16 protein-coding genes are annotated in these 17,123 nt (G+C 32.5%); 1 reads left to right on the top strand and 15 read right to left on the bottom strand.

Translation table 11 applies throughout. The features are described from left to right. Window positions 1-110: 110 nt before the first annotated feature. The 6 genes from WKH56_RS06740 to WKH56_RS06715 all read right to left on the bottom strand — a co-directional run bounded on the left by WKH56_RS06740 (window position 111) and on the right by WKH56_RS06715 (window position 5,658). Complete coding sequence (locus WKH56_RS06740) at window positions 111-482, bottom strand: hypothetical protein (protein ID WP_342834995.1); 372 nt, start codon at window positions 480-482, stop codon at window positions 111-113. Beyond that, window positions 472-753, bottom strand: coding sequence for a hypothetical protein (locus WKH56_RS06735; RefSeq protein ID WP_342834994.1), 282 nt, complete (start codon window positions 751-753; stop codon window positions 472-474). The genes WKH56_RS06740 and WKH56_RS06735 overlap by 11 nt, the downstream gene beginning before the upstream one ends. Before the next feature lie 395 nt (window positions 754-1,148). After that, window positions 1,149-1,802 carry a fructose-6-phosphate aldolase gene (gene fsa / locus WKH56_RS06730; RefSeq protein WP_342834993.1) on the bottom strand — a complete coding sequence of 218 codons (654 nt, stop codon included), beginning with the start codon at window positions 1,800-1,802 and terminating at the stop codon, window positions 1,149-1,151. Window positions 1,803-2,030: 228 nt separating this feature from the next. Further along, window positions 2,031-3,452: an ATP-binding protein gene (locus tag WKH56_RS06725; protein ID WP_342834992.1), complete on the bottom strand. Its 1,422-nt coding sequence runs from the start codon at window positions 3,450-3,452 to the stop codon at window positions 2,031-2,033. Between the two features lie 352 nt (window positions 3,453-3,804). After that, window positions 3,805-4,674: a hypothetical protein gene (locus tag WKH56_RS06720; RefSeq protein WP_342834991.1), complete on the bottom strand. Its 870-nt coding sequence runs from the start codon at window positions 4,672-4,674 to the stop codon at window positions 3,805-3,807. A gap of 519 nt (window positions 4,675-5,193) precedes the next feature. Beyond that, on the bottom strand, window positions 5,194-5,658 hold the full coding sequence (locus WKH56_RS06715) for a hypothetical protein (RefSeq protein ID WP_342834990.1): 465 nt from the start codon (window positions 5,656-5,658) through the stop codon (window positions 5,194-5,196). A 362-nt stretch (window positions 5,659-6,020) separates the two neighbouring features. Between WKH56_RS06715 and WKH56_RS06710 the strand changes: the two genes are divergently transcribed. Beyond that, window positions 6,021-6,407, top strand: coding sequence for a hypothetical protein (locus WKH56_RS06710; RefSeq protein WP_342834989.1), 387 nt, complete (start codon window positions 6,021-6,023; stop codon window positions 6,405-6,407). Window positions 6,408-6,590: 183 nt separating this feature from the next. Here WKH56_RS06710 and WKH56_RS06705 read toward each other — a convergent pair whose 3' ends face one another. The 9 genes from WKH56_RS06705 to WKH56_RS06665 all read right to left on the bottom strand — a co-directional run bounded on the left by WKH56_RS06705 (window position 6,591) and on the right by WKH56_RS06665 (window position 17,036). Next, a complete protein-coding gene (locus tag WKH56_RS06705; protein ID WP_342834988.1) occupies window positions 6,591-7,211 on the bottom strand; it encodes an HNH endonuclease in 621 nt (206 codons plus the stop codon). Window positions 7,212-7,410: 199 nt separating this feature from the next. Further along, window positions 7,411-7,938: a cell wall hydrolase gene (locus tag WKH56_RS06700; protein WP_342834987.1), complete on the bottom strand. Its 528-nt coding sequence runs from the start codon at window positions 7,936-7,938 to the stop codon at window positions 7,411-7,413. A 180-nt stretch (window positions 7,939-8,118) separates the two neighbouring features. Beyond that, the gene (locus WKH56_RS06695; RefSeq protein ID WP_342834986.1) at window positions 8,119-9,165 is read right to left on the bottom strand and encodes a hypothetical protein; all 1,047 of its coding nucleotides are present in this window, start codon (window positions 9,163-9,165) and stop codon (window positions 8,119-8,121) included. A gap of 211 nt (window positions 9,166-9,376) precedes the next feature. Next, entirely contained in the window at window positions 9,377-12,103 is a 2,727-nt protein-coding gene (locus WKH56_RS06690; protein WP_342834985.1) for a hypothetical protein, read from the bottom strand. 192 nt (window positions 12,104-12,295) lie between these two features. Further along, entirely contained in the window at window positions 12,296-14,119 is a 1,824-nt protein-coding gene (locus tag WKH56_RS06685; protein WP_342834984.1) for a DUF4365 domain-containing protein, read from the bottom strand. Between the two features lie 263 nt (window positions 14,120-14,382). After that, the gene (locus tag WKH56_RS06680) at window positions 14,383-15,435 is read right to left on the bottom strand and encodes a hypothetical protein (RefSeq protein WP_342834983.1); all 1,053 of its coding nucleotides are present in this window, start codon (window positions 15,433-15,435) and stop codon (window positions 14,383-14,385) included. A 198-nt stretch (window positions 15,436-15,633) separates the two neighbouring features. Beyond that, complete coding sequence (locus WKH56_RS06675) at window positions 15,634-15,912, bottom strand: hypothetical protein (protein WP_342834982.1); 279 nt, start codon at window positions 15,910-15,912, stop codon at window positions 15,634-15,636. Between the two features lie 24 nt (window positions 15,913-15,936). Then, the gene (locus WKH56_RS06670; RefSeq protein ID WP_342834981.1) at window positions 15,937-16,506 is read right to left on the bottom strand and encodes a hypothetical protein; all 570 of its coding nucleotides are present in this window, start codon (window positions 16,504-16,506) and stop codon (window positions 15,937-15,939) included. Window positions 16,507-16,628: 122 nt separating this feature from the next. Further along, on the bottom strand, window positions 16,629-17,036 hold the full coding sequence (locus WKH56_RS06665) for a hypothetical protein (protein WP_342834980.1): 408 nt from the start codon (window positions 17,034-17,036) through the stop codon (window positions 16,629-16,631). Between the last annotated feature and the right edge of the window lie 87 nt (window positions 17,037-17,123).

The raw sequence follows: 17,123 nt of genomic DNA, 5'->3' as shown, positions 1-17,123 counted from the left end.
AATACTTTTTTCACTAAGAGCGCTATTATAAAAATTATTTTCTAAGATACTTTGTTATAACAAAAAAAAGACTGTATGAATAATACAGTCTTTAAAAATATACATTTGCTTTAGGATTCATTGAACACAAAATTCTTGTGACTTCTTTTTTTAGCGATATAATAAACATTATCTGGTTTTTCCCATCTAAAGCCTACGGCAAAAAACTGAAGCTCGTCTTTTTCAGCAACATATCGATAAATTAATCGCATATCTGCTTTACCTTCTTGCACATTAGAATGAAACCTAACAACCCGATATCCATATTCAGCTAATTCTCCATATTTTAAACGAGCCGCTATACTTTCAGGATACTTAAAGAGAAGTTGTATTTGTTTTTCCATATTTTCATCAAAAACATCAAACAATTCTTCTCCTAAAATATTATAAATGCGCATTAAATCATTTGTTGCAAATTCAGGATGCGTAATTCTACTTCTCATTTGTTGACCCCTGACTTTTAGGCAAAACTTCCTTCTTAAACCATTGCCCTATCGTCATACCTTCAGGAATCTTATCCCATTGCTCAACGGGTACATTAAGTCTGTGAGCGTATTGCTCAGACAACATCATTTCTTGTCTTTCTTTTTCCTTTTCAACTGGAACTTCATACTTACTAAAAATGCTCCTTACTGCGTCCATTATTTCTAATTTCATTTCTTCATTTTCTATTTCTTGAGATACTTGTTCAATTTTTTGTAGTACTGCTGACAAGTTTTTCTCCTCCCTATTCATTTATTTGTCACCTCCTTTGTATAATTGTTTTTTAAATAATTGTAAAAATACTTATAAAATAATTATATGTTTTTTTGATTTACATTTAAACTAAATTAAACCAAAATAACTACATAAATACCATATGTTTTTCTTAAATAGGGATTTTTTACTGTAATCACCTATAAGATTCTAATTAACTTTAACGAAATGAAAGAGCACCAGAAGTAAACATAATAAGCAAATGTAGAAAAAGACCTTAATGAGAGTATTCCAGAATATCAAGACATTACAGGTAATATTAATTACACCCAAGATAATTTCCTTAACATATAACCTCATCTAAAAAACCGCCCTTATTTTAGGACGGTTTTCTATATCTTAAACACCTAATATTAATGAGCGTTTTTCCAGTCTTTCACAAACCCTTCTAACCCTTTATCCGTTAATGGATGTTTAGAAAGTTGCTCAATTACTTTATAAGGGATGGTAGCAATATGAGCACCAGCTAATGCTACACGAGTTACGTGATCCGGATGGCGAACAGATGCTGCAATAATTTGAGTAGGTAAGTTATGTACGTTAAACATTTCAGCAATACGAGCTACTAATTGAACGCCATCTTCTGAAATATCATCTAAGCGCCCTAGGAATGGAGAAACATATGTTGCTCCTGCACGAGCTGCTAATAACGCCTGGTTTAATGTGAAAATTAGAGTTACATTTGTAGTAATCCCTTTTTCCGTTAAAGCACGACAAGCAGCCAGGCCTTCGATTGTCATAGGAAGTTTAACAGTCACTTTAGGATCAATCTTTGCTAATTCAAGACCTTGAGCAATCATTTCCTCTGCTGTTTCAGCGTCAGGCGTTACTTCTGCAGATACTGATTCTACATTCGTAACTGTTTTGCATATTTCAGCAATACGATCTTCAAATTTAACGCCTTCTTTAGCAACTAAAGATGGGTTTGTTGTTACACCTGAAAGAACTCCAGTACGGTATGCTTTCTTAATATCTTCAATGTTAGCGGTATCAATAAAAAATTTCATAGTTTATCACCCTTTGTTTAATAAAATTTAACTCCGCTATTATTATTGATGTAAAAAAGATTATACCCTTTAACCATAAAATAAAAATTTAGATATTAAACCACTCAGATATTAAAAAGGACTATCTTATAAGAAGACAGTCCTTTATGCCATTTCAGCTTAAACATAATACTAATTTTCTTTTAACTTATATTAGGTGAGCGGCATTCCAAGGAATTCTAGAGCTCTTTATGCCAAGGTTACTTTTTTCTTTAACTTTCTATTTTCTAAAAGAAAGAGAGAAAGTTTCCCTAACATTTTTGTTAATTCATTTTCAAACTCTATGGTTTTATCATCCGTATCTGTATAGGCGTGTATTAACTCGTGTATAAAGGTGCCAGCAAATAAATCTAAGCTTTGTAATTGACTTCTTTTAATAATTATCCTTTTGTTTAAAGGTTCCCACAAACCAAGAGCATCCCCACCGGTATATTCATCTGGACGCATTGTTTCGGATATTAATATTTCTTTTACTACATTGTTAGAGTCTGAAAACCATTTTAAAATTACATCAGCATTACCGAATATTTCTTTTTCTTGTTTGTTAAGACTACTTATATTCACAAAACTAAATTCGAAGTTTTCATTCCATTCCTCAGTATACTTATCTAAATTGGTAATTTTGTTCCCACTGGTGTCTGTAGCGGTTTCTAATTTATTAGCTAACATATCTGGTATAGTAACTATTCTTCGTCCTTCTCCTTTTGCGTAACTGATGTATTTACTGCCTTCTACAAGATCAGCAGAAGTTAAAAACAATACATCCTCTTTAGCATTCAATATCTTACAAGCGTGTAGTTGGACATCTACCCATTGCAATTCATCGTGAGCATTCCCTGTTTGTATTTTTTCTAAATCCTCAACTAGTTTCTCAGCAAATGTTGAACTAGCACACTCTAATAAAATGGATTTAACTCTGTCTGAATAAGCGCTCCTACCTACATTGGTTCTTTCTCTATTTAAAGATTGAAGTAACTTCTTTGTAGGGGATGTTATGTTATAAGAAAACAACAAGTTATCTTCTTCCGCTACACATATGCCATTGACGTAAATACGCGACCTGTTTTTCTTATTTTCAATTAATGATCCATATCTTGTATCTTCTATAACTGTCTCACCAGAATACAAAAGAAAAAAATCTTTTGTTCTCTCAATATCCTCTTCAGTTAGACCGCTAAATATAAATTCTGTTCCAATTAAGTTTGGCTCAGACGGTTTATTTACAATTGCGTGCAAAGTTACTACATCTTGAAAATCACTTTTAGCTAACTTTTCAATCGTAATATCGCTAAACCTTGATTTAATAAATACACCTATTTCTCTTCTGTCAAAGGTAGCCAATGCATCTTTTAAACCTACTCCAAATTTCCCTATCACTTTGTGAGGGTTTTTTATCTTTTCATTATTTTCGTTCTGAGTTAAGTGTTCATACTTTAATCCTCTACCATAATCTCTAATATGCCAGTTCCCTTTACTATCTTTAAATACATCAGGTTCTTTTGTATCAGTAAGCATTGACTCATCTAAAGCATTTGCAAGTATTTCTCTTAATGCGTGGGGAATAGACCAATGTTCCAACACTTTCTCAATATTTAAATCAAATTTCTTCATAGACCCTCACATCCCAAGATTTTATTTTATTCTAACTATAGTTTTCCCCTTCGCTTCTTAGCAAAACTATAGAAATTACACAGAATACGTTATAAAAACCAGTTAGTGTTTACAGATACACTCTGTTTCTTTAAATATATAATATTTAATAGTTACACAATAGATAAAGCGTGTATCTTTACTAAAACTGGCATTTGTCACATTTTTAAAAATGAGTCTCTTACTTAAATCTTACGTTTTTCTTGGTTTAAATTTGCGTAAAGAAGCGGGTTTGAATTCAAAAAAATAACCTTAAGAGAAATTCTAAAGGTTATTTTTTCGGTTCATATCAACGTAAAATTAATACATCTTATCAATTCTTTTTGTAATCCTCATCAATTGCTTTTTGTGTTTTTTCTATAACAGATTCAATTTGCGATTTGTCATATTTTAAAACATCTCGATCCATTACTACTGATTTTTCTCCAGGAGTCATTACTTTTGTATTTACCTCCAGATGATTTAGCACTTGTGTATTTACTGTTAACTGAGATTGTTGAATTGTCCCCGGATCATAAAAGAAATAAATGTTATAGTAGCTATCTTTATATATCGAATTATGGTCTCGAACAATATCTCCATTAAATTTATTTAAAAAGCCTTTAGGAAGATGAATATTAGGCGTTTGATTAGGTTTTTCATAAACAGTCACCTTAATTTGCCCTATACTGTCTGCAAATTCTGCATTATCTTCCGTTCTAATTATTACCTTATAACCTATTAAATTATTTGAAAGAGACTTGGCAGGCATATAATAAAAGTATGTATCATAGTTAACTCCATTTTCTATGATTCCGGTTTTCAGATCAGGTTTTCCCCATTTTTGTTGTACATTTTCAAATGAATCTCCAATAGCAACTCCAAGCATTGCTATTGTGTCATTGTCTAAAATTTCATAAAGAGGTTTTCCTTTAATAGCTTTTGTTCTTTGCTTTTCAACATCTCTAGGGACATCAAATTTTTCAATGTTCTCTTCTTCAGAAGTTTTGTGCCCTTCTCCGTTTTCCCCTTCAACTACATTTGTTTCATTTGTTACACTTTCTGATTTTTCGGCGCCATTCTTATGTATCGCACTTCCTGTTTTTTCAACACTATCAGCATTTACTTCTTTAGAAGTTTGTGTACCGCAGCCAGAAATAGCTAGCACTGATAGAACTGTTGCAGCTAACATTGTTTTTTTCACGTTTTAACCTCCAGATGTCTTTATTCAATTACTAATTTTATCATAATATAATAAATAATGGTGTTTTATAATTAAAAAAGAACCAGGTATTTATTCTTACTTATTGTATAAATAACAATGTTCACTCAAAATAAGGTTAAAACTAAACCTAAATTAAGCTCCTATTTGAATCGAAAGAGTGTGTGTATTATCAAATATGACAGTATGCCAGAACAGCTTGCAAAAGACCTACAGATTATTAAGGGAGAAATTTTATCCGATAACTCAAGACCTTCATACAAAAAAGAGTGACAAATGGGGCTTTCAAGCTAATCAAATCTTTGCTAATGCCCCAGAGCTACAAAAAATGTACAATCATTTAAAAGAGGAAAATAAAAAGCCCTACTAACTATATTAGAAGGGCTTTTCTTTATATATTTATATAATTAAATTTATATTTAGCTTCTAATGCATTTCCTACAAGCAAATCGATAAATGTTTAATATATTACCACTTACTTTAAGTCAGCACTATTTAATCTTAATTTGTTTTGTAAATAGGTATTAACTTAATTCTGTCTTGATCAACTTCATCTCTGTAGCTCTCTCTTTGAAATTGATAATTAAATGTTTCCTTAACGTACTGCAAAACCTCTTCCCAGGCCCAGCTCACTCTTTTTGTTTCCGGTTCTATGTGGATAGTTGCTAAACCGTCTGATTCTAAGTGCATACTTTCCCCAAAATGCCATACAGCTAACAACAAAATAGCACAAATCGGTTTATCATAATTCTCAGGAGAAAAGATGCCTGTTTTACAATAGCTATCTCTATTCCCAGTGAATATAAACCTATCAAACCCATTCCAACCATTAAAAGCTATATACTTTTTGTTAATCTCTAGCTCTTTCACTTCATCTACATTATCCGCTATTACAAACGCTGCTTCTTTAATAAATTCATCCGTAAAATTATGTCTTTCTAATTCCCAATAATGAAGGTATCCCAATTTACTTAAGCTCCTTTGCTTTTCTGTTTACCGCTTTTTATGTAAAATAAGTATCTTTAAAATTTCTAGTTCTTTTCCTAAACTCACCATACCTACTTTTAATATTTAATAGCCTAACTTATTGGACCACCGCCACTTTTATAAAGGTTATATTTATCACTGTTTAACAAAATTACAAATATTATTTATAATAGAAGTATCTTAATTGTGGATATGATGACAATATAATTATATAAAATAGTATGATATTTCCACAACTAGAAAAATTTCAATTACATAAAGTATTAAATACAATATTCATAATTTCAAAACAATTATTTACTATAGACGTTTTGTTACGGCAAACTAACAGGAGGAATTCAATGAATTTAATTAATACAGCTACTGCTTTGTCCCAACTCCAAGAAAATAAATGGTATTACATTGAATCAGACGGGAACCTAAATAGCGATATTCTAGCTATAAAATTAGAAAATAATTGGATATATGTAAGTTTTATTGGCGGAGAATACGATAAGATAAGCATTAAGTTTGAATACAGCGTCCGTGGCTTAAATGAAATATACCAACACGAATACAACAAAAATTATGACTTATCTACTGATTTCAAAAAAACCAATTTAAACAAGATTTCACTAATTGCACTATTTTCTTTGGGACTAATTATTAGCAAAAACAGAGAAGCGCTTTATTCAAAAGTTATAAAAATAGACGAGCACTCCAAACATTTTAAAAAACTTAAATTTTAAAACCACTTTTTAAATATTGAGTGGTTTTTTCAATTCTTACCTCTTGTAATTTCAGCTTTCTATAATCCCCTCTTGGCAGGTTATAATCTAAGTTTTATACTAGTTTTATGAAAAAAATTGCATCTGTGATTTGTAAAGCCAATGCCTTCCAGAGACATTGGCTTTAGTTTTTTAAAACTGCACTTACCGCAAACTCATTTCATTTTCATACTCTTTTATATAAAAATACGGGTAAGTATCTGCAGGAATATGACGATAATGAGTAGTAATTTTTTTCTCCTTGGTTATTCTCCTAATTTCATCTGTAGTTGGTATTTTTTTATTACTTAGCCACTTTAAAAAATTTTCTTTTTCCATAGCTGTGCTAAATTTCCGATCCAAGGCGTAATTTAAAGATTCTTTTAATATCTTCAATGCCCAATCTATTTCTGATTTACGATATAAGCACCACTTAATTATCTCCTCTAAATTTAATGCAACCGTTGGCGCTTCGCTATGGCACCTCTTACATAATATAACAATGTTACTAATTTCATCTTCACCGTCTAGAGATAAAGGGTGAAAATGATGTTTTTCTAACCTTGAGTTGTTCCATAGCTTTTTGCGGTCTTCTATTTTGCATTCCCACTCCAAATATGTGTATTTTGAGTGACCGCAGGCGAAACATTGTGGATAATTCATACTAACATCCAATAGGCTTAAAACGTCTATATCTTCTCCGCCTACTAAGTAACCTGACTGCACTTGATTCCAATAAAGTGCCACTTCATAGTTACTAAAAGTTTTTCTACTTCGTCTTGCCATTATTATTCCTCCATTGTTGTTTATTACATCAGAATGATGCTAAAAAGATTATCCCCACAAAAACCTAGTCTTATACAGTACTAGAATTAGTACTACTTTTAGTACTAAACTACACTTAGAGTTTTACAGTTATACAATTGTTTTTTAGAAACTTCCTGCAAAAAAACAGCGACCGTGAAAAGGTCAACTGCTTCTTGGTTTATTTTTTAAATACGTGATCTCCAATAGCAACTGTTGTTTGTCTGCTTGCAAAGAACGTACTTGTACTCTTTTTAGGATTATAGAAGAACAGGCTATGCGTCCCGTTTGCACGATTAATATATAACGCCTCGTTTACCGCACTAATAGACTCAGCATTGGCAGGTAATTTTATTTGACCATTCTTCACCGGAGCAAATTGATTAGGTTGATAAAGCACTCCCCAAATTGTATTTGGAAATAGGCTACTATCCATTCTATTAAGCACTACTACCGCTACTTCCACTTTACCTTGAAAAGGTTGTCCTGTAGCTTCAGCACGTACTAGTCGCGCTATTAGGTCTTCACCCTCTGGAGTAATAAACGTGTATTTTTTTCTGTGGTTAGCATCTGATGTTGTTTGCACTTGAGTATTACTACCAATTGCATTAGTACTCATTGTAGTCCCACTTTTAGATGTTGCAGCAAAAGCGGGAGAAGTAATTAGTAATGATACAACCATTGTCGATAAGGCAATAAGTTTTTTCATAGGTCTTACCCTCCACTGTGTCGTAAAATATCTTTTTTAAAAGAAAAGAAAGGCCGTAGCGTACAGGATAAATCTCTGTACTATATGCCATAACTACATAGTTAGAGGTACTGCACAACTTCCCTTTTTAACATATAAAAAAACGAACCAAGAGCTTTTAGCTTCTTGGTTCATTTATGTTTATGGATTTAATATTAAATCTCTAATTTCTCCCGTTTTAGGGTTAACTGAATACCAACCAAGAGTTGCTTCGTGAGCTTCACTGTATGGTGTATTCGGATCATCTTTTACATCCTCGTAGTCGTGAATAACATAATTTCCGTTTTCATCATCATTGCTATAATACACAGAGTGCATAGGATCGCCAGCAGAGTAACCTTTCATTTTTCGAATTAACTCTTCCGCTTGTTCGTGAGTTAACAACGATTGGGTATCTTCAGCTGGAGTCTCATCTTCTACAGGAGCCTCTTCTTTAACAGGTTCTTCACTTTCTTCTCCAGAAGCATCTGATGTTGCATCATTTGTTTCGTCTTCTTTCCACCAGTCTGTTTCAGGAATGTTTCCTTTTTGGTATTTACCATCGAAGGATACTCCTAATCCACCTGCCAGTGAACAATCTGTAATAGCCTCAACTTGAATATAACTCTGGTGATTCGTCATCTTTACGCTACAGCCTGTATCCTCATCTGCTGTTGTTTGAGTAGCTACGTTACCACTTACTTTCGCAGTTCCTTCTACATCGCCAACATTGATATTTCCAGCACGAGCTGTTTCTGCATTATTAGTATGAGTTGCATTAATTGAAAATTTTAAAGTATCTCCTTGAGCTTCGGTGATTGTAATAACTCCTCGATCCGTGTTGATATCTCTTGTCCAAGTACTTCCCCAGTCTGCTTGGCTAACTGTCACTTTCGCTTTACTAGTAGTAGTCTCAGGTTGTTTATCGTTTACTTCTACCTTACTTTCACTTTCCTTTTTTGTAGAAGATTCATCTTTTTCCGCAACTTGATTTTCATCTTTTTCTGTTTCTTCAGTAGTATCTACTTGAGTTTCTTTCTTTTTTACTGCTTCATTTTCTTCTTTACTCTCTTCTTTACTCTTTGTTTCTTCTTCTTTTACCTGATTACTATTTGTACTGGCTTCCTTCTCATTCGAAGAGCCACACCCAGTCAAAGCCCCAACACATAATAGTAAAAGCACCATAAAACCAAATAATTCTTTTTTCACAATTACACTCCTTTTTTTGTATATCTAGGTAACTATTTTACCATTAAATTACTAGTATGTTTAAATATATTCAAAAAAATATATGTTTAGTTTGAAAATGTATGTTAGGAAGTTATTTTATGTTTAAACACTCTTTAAAAAGTAAATCATAACAATCCAAAAAGTGAGTTCCCTATAGGAAACTCACTTTACATAAACCAATGTAACAATTCTATTCAAGAGCTTCTGTTACTTCTCCTGTTTTTGAATCCACGTGATAATTACCGTAGTATTTATTATATCCATTAGGGTTATCCGGATCATCTGTTACATATTTGTATACACGTACAAAATATGTTCCTCCACCTATGTCACCATCGCAAACAACTGATAAATCTGTGTCGGCAGGTAAACTTAGAAACTCTTTAACACCTTGTTCCGCTTGTTCACAGGTTATTATCCCTTGCGTATCTTCTTCAGGAACTTCTTCTGTTGCAGGTTCTTCACTACCTTCTAAATCTTCATCTTGTAATCCTTCATCAGAATCTTCAGGGGTATTTTCACTAGTTTCTTCCTTCCACCAATCAGGCATAGGTATATCACCTTTTTTGTATTTCCCATCAAAGTAAACTCCACCGATGCTTGAACAGTCAGTAATGTATTCAACCTGAATATAACTTTGATGATTTGTTAATTTCACCATACAGCCACTGCCTATTTCATCTGTTATTTGAGTAGCTACGTTACCATCTACTTTTGCAGTCCCTTTTACCTCCCCAATATTTATATATCCTCCACGAGCGGCTTCTGCATTGTCTGTATGCATTGAGTTAATGCTAAGTTTAAATGTATCCCCTTTTTGCTTAATAACTTCAATATCGGCCCAGTCTGTATTAATATCTCTCGTCCATACTCCTGCCCATTTTTCTTGATTATTAGCCTCTTGCTCTTCTTTTTCTTCTTTCTCACGCTCTTCTTTTTCTTTTTGTTTTAAGATCTCATTATAATTTGTAACAAGAATAGGGACAGACAACTTATCTCCCTTTAAATTACCCTTAGTGACAGTTAAACCCATTGTTGTACTTTTGGCTTTTGGCTGCTCCTTAGCTGAGACAGCTATATTGGTTTTATTCTTACTCATAGTTGCTACACCAGTTTGATTAAAGTTTACTTTTAATCCGTTGGTATTAAATGTTCTCCTTTTTGTTTCAAAGTTTTTAACGTCAAAGTATTCTTCATCAACTTTTAGGTTTTGTGTTTCCCCAGCTTTCATTTGAAGTTTAACTGGGTTAGCTTTAACTGATATTGTTTTTTCACACTCACCAAATTCAAAGTTCTTTTTCAAGAATGTAGCTTCGGCAATCTTCCAATCTACTAATTTCTTACGTTTCTTACCAAATCCATCAATACCTAACACTAAGTTACCGTTGCCTACTAAGTTGGTTTCGGCATTTCCACAAAGAAACTTTAAATTATTCTTAGACATTATTCCGGATACTACTTTACCATCTGCTTTTGCTTTTACGGATGTATCGACTCCAGCTCCAACTATTTTGAATGCACTTAACGAGAATGACATTTTCGGTCCTATAGCAAAACCCGCAGATCCGATTCCAGTAAATTCAGATTCCAGTTTTCCCGTGTTAGAATTAATTTTATTGATTTTTTTATCCTTATAAATTATCCCTTTTTTCGTTGTTTGCTTAAACTTAACCTCATATTTAATTCGACCTTTGTAATCAATTTGCCCTTGTAATACTACATCTCCTTCAATAAAGAGACCTGCTGTAGGCAAAGGGACTGCAAACGAACCTAATTTTTTCTCAAAACTTCCTTTTCCTTTATTCGAACTCTGAATTTCTTGAACCAGCTCTTTAGTTGTTAATTTTTCTGCCCCTTTACTGCTGTTAGTTACCAGTAAATGCGCATCTGTTTTTGCAGTAGTTGCAAATTCAACTTTTTTAATACCTGTAAGTTTAACGTCAATATCTACATCCACTTTTGGAGTATATAAATTTAGTTCTCCTGACAACTTAGCTTTTGATTTACCCAATTTCAAATTTTCTATTTCAAGCTCAATACCACTTTTTTCTACGTCCATATCAAACGTTTTATTTTTGTATTCATATTTCTTCTCAGATGAATTACTAGCGGCAATCTGAGTTTGTGGTTCTATACTTGTAATAGCCTGAGACTTTACACCAGGTTCAGGTTTAAAATTGTCATCTGTTAAACTATAAGTTTTATTAATATTTAATATGTCGAATAATTCAAAAAAATTAGGAGCTTCTACACCCAATGTGTACTTACTAGCCTCGCTATCAGTACTCGTAACTTTTACCGCTTGACCTTGTGGATTATTACTTGTCTTTAATACAAGAATGTCACCCACTTCTACTGTCTCATTAATATCTTTTGACACTTCAACCCTTGTACTAGATGCACTAATTATGTTTTTATTATCTATTACTTTTAACTTAGGATTCAATTTGATCTCTTCTGCTTCCTCACGATCAGTAGAAAAATTTAATTGATGAGGTTTTTCAACCCTTTCACCTGTTGTATAACTTATTTGGTTTTTAAAATGCACTTCATAATAACTACCAGTTGCATATCCACCGTTCGGAGGATTAACTAAAATTGTCTTTTGATCTCCACTAAGTTGAACCCCAGCATCAACTCTGTTTCCATCCTGATCTATGACATATATATTTTCTGATGTAATGGTACTAGAAGCCAGCGGTTTGTAAAAGGAAAATTCCCAAACCTTATCTGTTGCGGTATTCATTTCAGTCTCAACGTCATTTTTTAGTTTTATTGTTTCCACTTCTTTTTCTTGTTTTACATTAGTAGGTTCACTTGTGGTTTGAACATCTTTTTTACTAATTACTTTATAACCAGCGAAACCCCCTAAGCCTAAAATAATCAATACCAAAAACGAAGCTAATACTTTTTTCATTAAAACACTCCTTTTTATGTATGTTCAATAAACTATTTTACCATTAAATTGTTAGAATGTTCTTTCTTTTTTTACAAAAATAAACTTTTATTTAGTTCTAAAGATTTGTGTCTATTGAAACATACGTACTCCTAGTCAAATAGCAAAGCAAAAAGGAGCTGCCTAATTATGTAGACAACTCCTCCAAATATATTATTTCATTTCTTCTTTTTTATAAGACTTTTTAAACAAATGATATATAGGCAAATCACTATAAAATGTTTGATCTTCCTTACTTAGCTTTTCGTAATAATATTCCGCTTCTTGTCTACTTCCGAGAAGAACACTTACACAAAACTGTATCCCTACATTATCCGGTTTACTATTCTTTATACCAATCAACAAACTAACTTCGTCGGAACTCAATTTTCCGTTTTTCCTCAAGTTAATCTGAACTTGATTGATGACCACAATTTCTGATACACCCTTTGGATATCCATTGTACAACTCATAAATGTACTCAACCAATTCTAGTATTTCAATGTCTTTTAATTCATCATACATTTTAAGATAATTCAAACAAAATTCATTCGTTACTCCAAAAATAGCATCGTCTTTATATGCGTCAAAATCTTTAAAAGATTCTTTTACATAGGAAAAATTTCGATTAATAGCCGTTACAAGATAATTAGATTTAACAAGCCAATAAGGGGTGTGTTCAAATTTCTCTTCACTATTCTGAAATTTAAAATGGAATTTAGATGGTTTTATATCATCACTAAATGCATTTACTATCCTTTTAGTCCCCACTGGATTATAAAATACCACTATGTTTCTCGTTCCTATTTCAAGTGTTAAAAACTTAGGCATATCTGGATTTGGAACTGTGAATCCTGAACACTTGTTATACATAACGGCTTCGTTTATTATCCGCCAACGAGCCAATGTCTTATTATATTCGCCTTCACCATCTCCAATTTCAATATTTTGTTTAATGCCAAAGTATTCATAAACACTCTTTATTTCTTTTAAAAAGTCATATATATCCTCTAAATCTTCAACAAGAGCATTTACTTCTTCTCCCGCACCACTTAAATGAATAACTCCATTGGGGAAAACAGCTTTTTCCCCCTTTAACACCTCAATAAGAAAAGGAATTATTTTTAATTGAGAAGTTAAATTACCGAACCTTTTAATGCTAAATTTTAAGTTATTTACTCTTTTTTTAGTATCGTACTCTAAAAGTAAAATATCCTCCAACAAACATAATGATTTATTGGGTTCCTGAAAAAACTTTGAACTCATATTATAAACACTATTACCAACTGAAATATCTTCCTTGTATTCCGCCCCTACTCCCGCCAACTTTATATGTTCCAAAGGAACTTGCAAAGGATTCTTTCCCGGCGTTTTCGAATCTATTACACCATACACAGTAAAATAGTGATCAAATATATTCCTCGTTTCTTCTTTTTCTGGATTATATGTTAGACTTGTCAATTTATAGGAATCAAAATTTTCTTCACCAAAATCACTTTCAATTAATGCTCTTGGTTGATAGTTCCTCTCCCTAATGAACTTCCTGCAAACATCGTATATTTTTGTTTCACTTAAAGGACGTAATTGAACCGCTCTCTCCTTTTGGTGCCCATACTGCCTCAAAATCCCTTCTAACTCTTTAGCTAATAATTGCTTATAATATATTTTACCTTGTCCTGTTTCTTCTATCTCTACTACTAAAAGAAGCACTCCACCACCATTATAGTAATTTTTATAATGGTCTAACTCTAAAGAAAATGACCTGTTTCCTGACGAAAATTTATCAACTTGAGTCCCTTTTACCTGAACAGGCACGCTATCTATTAAAGATTCTTTAGATTCGGAATCATCTTTAAAAACATCAATTTTACCGTCATATGAGATTCCTTTATCTCCTACTGGTATATCTGATAACAAATAGCATCCTACTTCATTTATTTCCTGTTCAATTTTATTAACAGCTGTTCTCTCTAACTTACTATTGGATAATTTACTCAAATCTACCATCTCCTTCATCCCTCTAAGAAGATTATACCGTTTTAAGAATGCACGTTCACTTTCTTATATTTAAATTCTAAAAAAAAGGAGAACACAGGCGTTCTCCTTTTTTAAGTCTATTTCATTACTTGCCTAAGTACTTGTGTTCGTATCATTTCCACCAAATAAGCTACAGCCTGTTAATGCCCCTAAACTTGCTAGCATTATAATTGTTAATAAGAATACAGCTTTCTTCATTTAATATCTTCCTTAAGTAAAAGCTTTTATTGAACTTTGTACACTTCTCTTGTTTCAGAATTAACACCGTAAATTCCAAGTAACGCAGCTGTTTCTTCACCATCTGCGTAATAAGAAAATAAATAATCACCATCAGTTATAGAACTGTATTCTACAAAATGATTTGAATCCGGTTGTAAATAATCCTCTACTATACTTTTAGCCTCTTCCAATGTAATAGTACCATCATTTTCCTCTTCCGTATATCCATCGTCCCAATCTGTATTTTCATCGTACTGACCTGTTTCATTGTCTTCCCAATTATCTTCATCCACTTCACTAGTATCCTCACTAGTTTCATCGTTCTCAGCTTCACCAGCATTTTCACTAGTTTCATTACTCTCGACTTCACCAGTATCCTCACTAGTTTCATCACTCTCGACTTGATCATCTTCCATAGGAATTTCTTTTTCTGGAATATTACCTTTCTTGTAGTCACCATCAAAATATACGTTAAATCCTCCTGGTGAACAGGCATTTAGTGTAATAACCTCTATATAAGTAGTATGATTAACAAACTTCATTTTACAATCATTATAAGGGTCTAGAATGGTTTGGGTTGCTACGTTTCCTTCAATCTTTGCAGTACCCTCTATTTCGCCATAATTGACAGCACCTCTTCGCACTGCATCAGCATCAAAAGAGTATGTTGCGTCTATCCTAAACTTAAACGTATCTGTTCCTTTGCCCGTAATCTTTAATAAACCGTGCCTAAATTGAATATCTCTTGTCCAAGCATCTCCCCAGTCTACTTGGTTAGTTGTTGTTTGCTTAGGAGCTTCTTTTGGCTTAGTTACAGAATTCTCTTTACTTGAAGAAGCCTGATTAGAGGTCTCAGATTTTTTTACATTACTCTTTTCAGTTTCATCCTTTGAAGCCTTACTCTTTTCTTCATTTTCTGACTCTTTATCTTTTGAATTTTCTTCTGTACTCGCTGCTTTACTCGTTTCCTTTTCCTTCTCATTAAACAGGCTGCACCCAGTTAAAGTTAAAACACATAAAATCGCTAAAGGAAATAAACAAACCAGTACTTTTTTCACCTTATCACTCCTTTTTATGTATATCTAATAAACTATTTTACCATTAAACTTATAATATGTAGCATTTTTTGGAATTATTTATAATTTTATTATTAAAAAAAGAGCAACTGTTAGCTGCTCTTTTTGTTTTAGTCCCTTAACTGCATTCAATTTTCTCGTTTTAAATATTAAGTAAAGCTAAGGTATTTTATGCTCTAATTATTTTTCTTTCGCTTTACTTTTTTCTTGCAAATAATAGTCCACTGGCGACATTCCTTTGGGTATTTCTAACATTTCTTCTGAGCTTAATCCTAAACGCTTGAGATACCTCTCTGAAAGAGCTGTATCTTCCCTTTCCTCTTCATATTCTTCAAGGATTGTTTTCACTCCACTAATTAATTTATCTCTAAGCGTATCGTGACTCTTATGCACTGCACTTTTTATAGCTTTTTCTATTTCTCTAAATGCAGTTAGCGTATCTAATTCGTCTTTTTGCATTTTCAACGCCACCTTTAATCTTTTTTAATTGTTTTTTACTACTGAGAACTCACCTTCACTTAAAATGTTATTTCCGTTTGTAACGCGGAAAATATACTCGCCCTTTTCAAGCGAAGACTTTCCATCACTCTTTTGATCTAGTACACCGTAAACATAATTTGACTCAGGCTTTACAGGCACTTTAACTTTCATTTGAGTCGATTCAATTTCTCCATATTTATTTAAAAGGGTTAATGTTACATCTTTTTGGTTAAAGGGTTCTTTTACATAAGTGCTGAAATACACTTCCGCACCTGTTTTAAACTTATTAGATACCCCTTTAATTTCCTTATTCCTTTGATCACTACCGAAATAAGTTCCCGAAGTGTGTTCATCATTCTTCTTATTTGCTGTATAACCATTAAAATCATAAAAAGTTAACCTTAATAGGGCCCAAGAAATTAAGAGCAATAGAACTCCTACAATGGTGGTCTCTATAATCAATTTAAGATTCTTACTTTTCTTCCCCCTCAGTTTTTTAACATTTTTTATTTCTTTCTCTACACCCTTTTTAATGGTTGTAGAGCTAATTGAATTGGATTTGTTATAATCCAAATTAATCACCCTCTCTTTTTCTCACGCTTATACGAAAAAAAGAGGTAAAAGCAACTTTTACCATAACAAATTATTTCTAGAACAACTGTATAATAGCCAATCTAAAGTACTTATTTTTAATATTAATTTAGCAAAGATTTAATCATCTCATCTTGATGCTTTCTATATTTCTTTAGAAACTCTTTTCGATCCTTGGATACTTCTTCTACCAATCCTAAAATTTCAAGTGTCCACCGTACACCTATTGTATTTCCTTCTGCCACCATTTCGGTTTCTCTCGTTTTTCCTTCTTTTCTAATTAATTGACTAGCACTTTTTTGGCGTTTCGTATTGCCTTCATTATCTTTTTCGTAATACCAAGCACCGGTAATACCTTCTATTTTAATCTTTTTTAATTCTAAGGCTTCACGTATTCCTAGCATAATTCCGTGCCCTATAAGAGCCGCCTTGCTACCTGGAGCATTCATTAATCTTGCAGAATCAATAGCTTTAAACAATTCAATTATTTCTTCTTTTTTAAATTCATCCATATTAATATCACCGCCAACTTTTAATGTTCTAAATATAATATAGCATTTTTTTCTAGTTGAAAGGGAAAGGTATTTTACTAACAAACA

This window comes from Priestia sp. SB1 (genome assembly GCF_038898415.1).
This window is presented reverse-complemented; position numbering and strand designations above follow the sequence as displayed.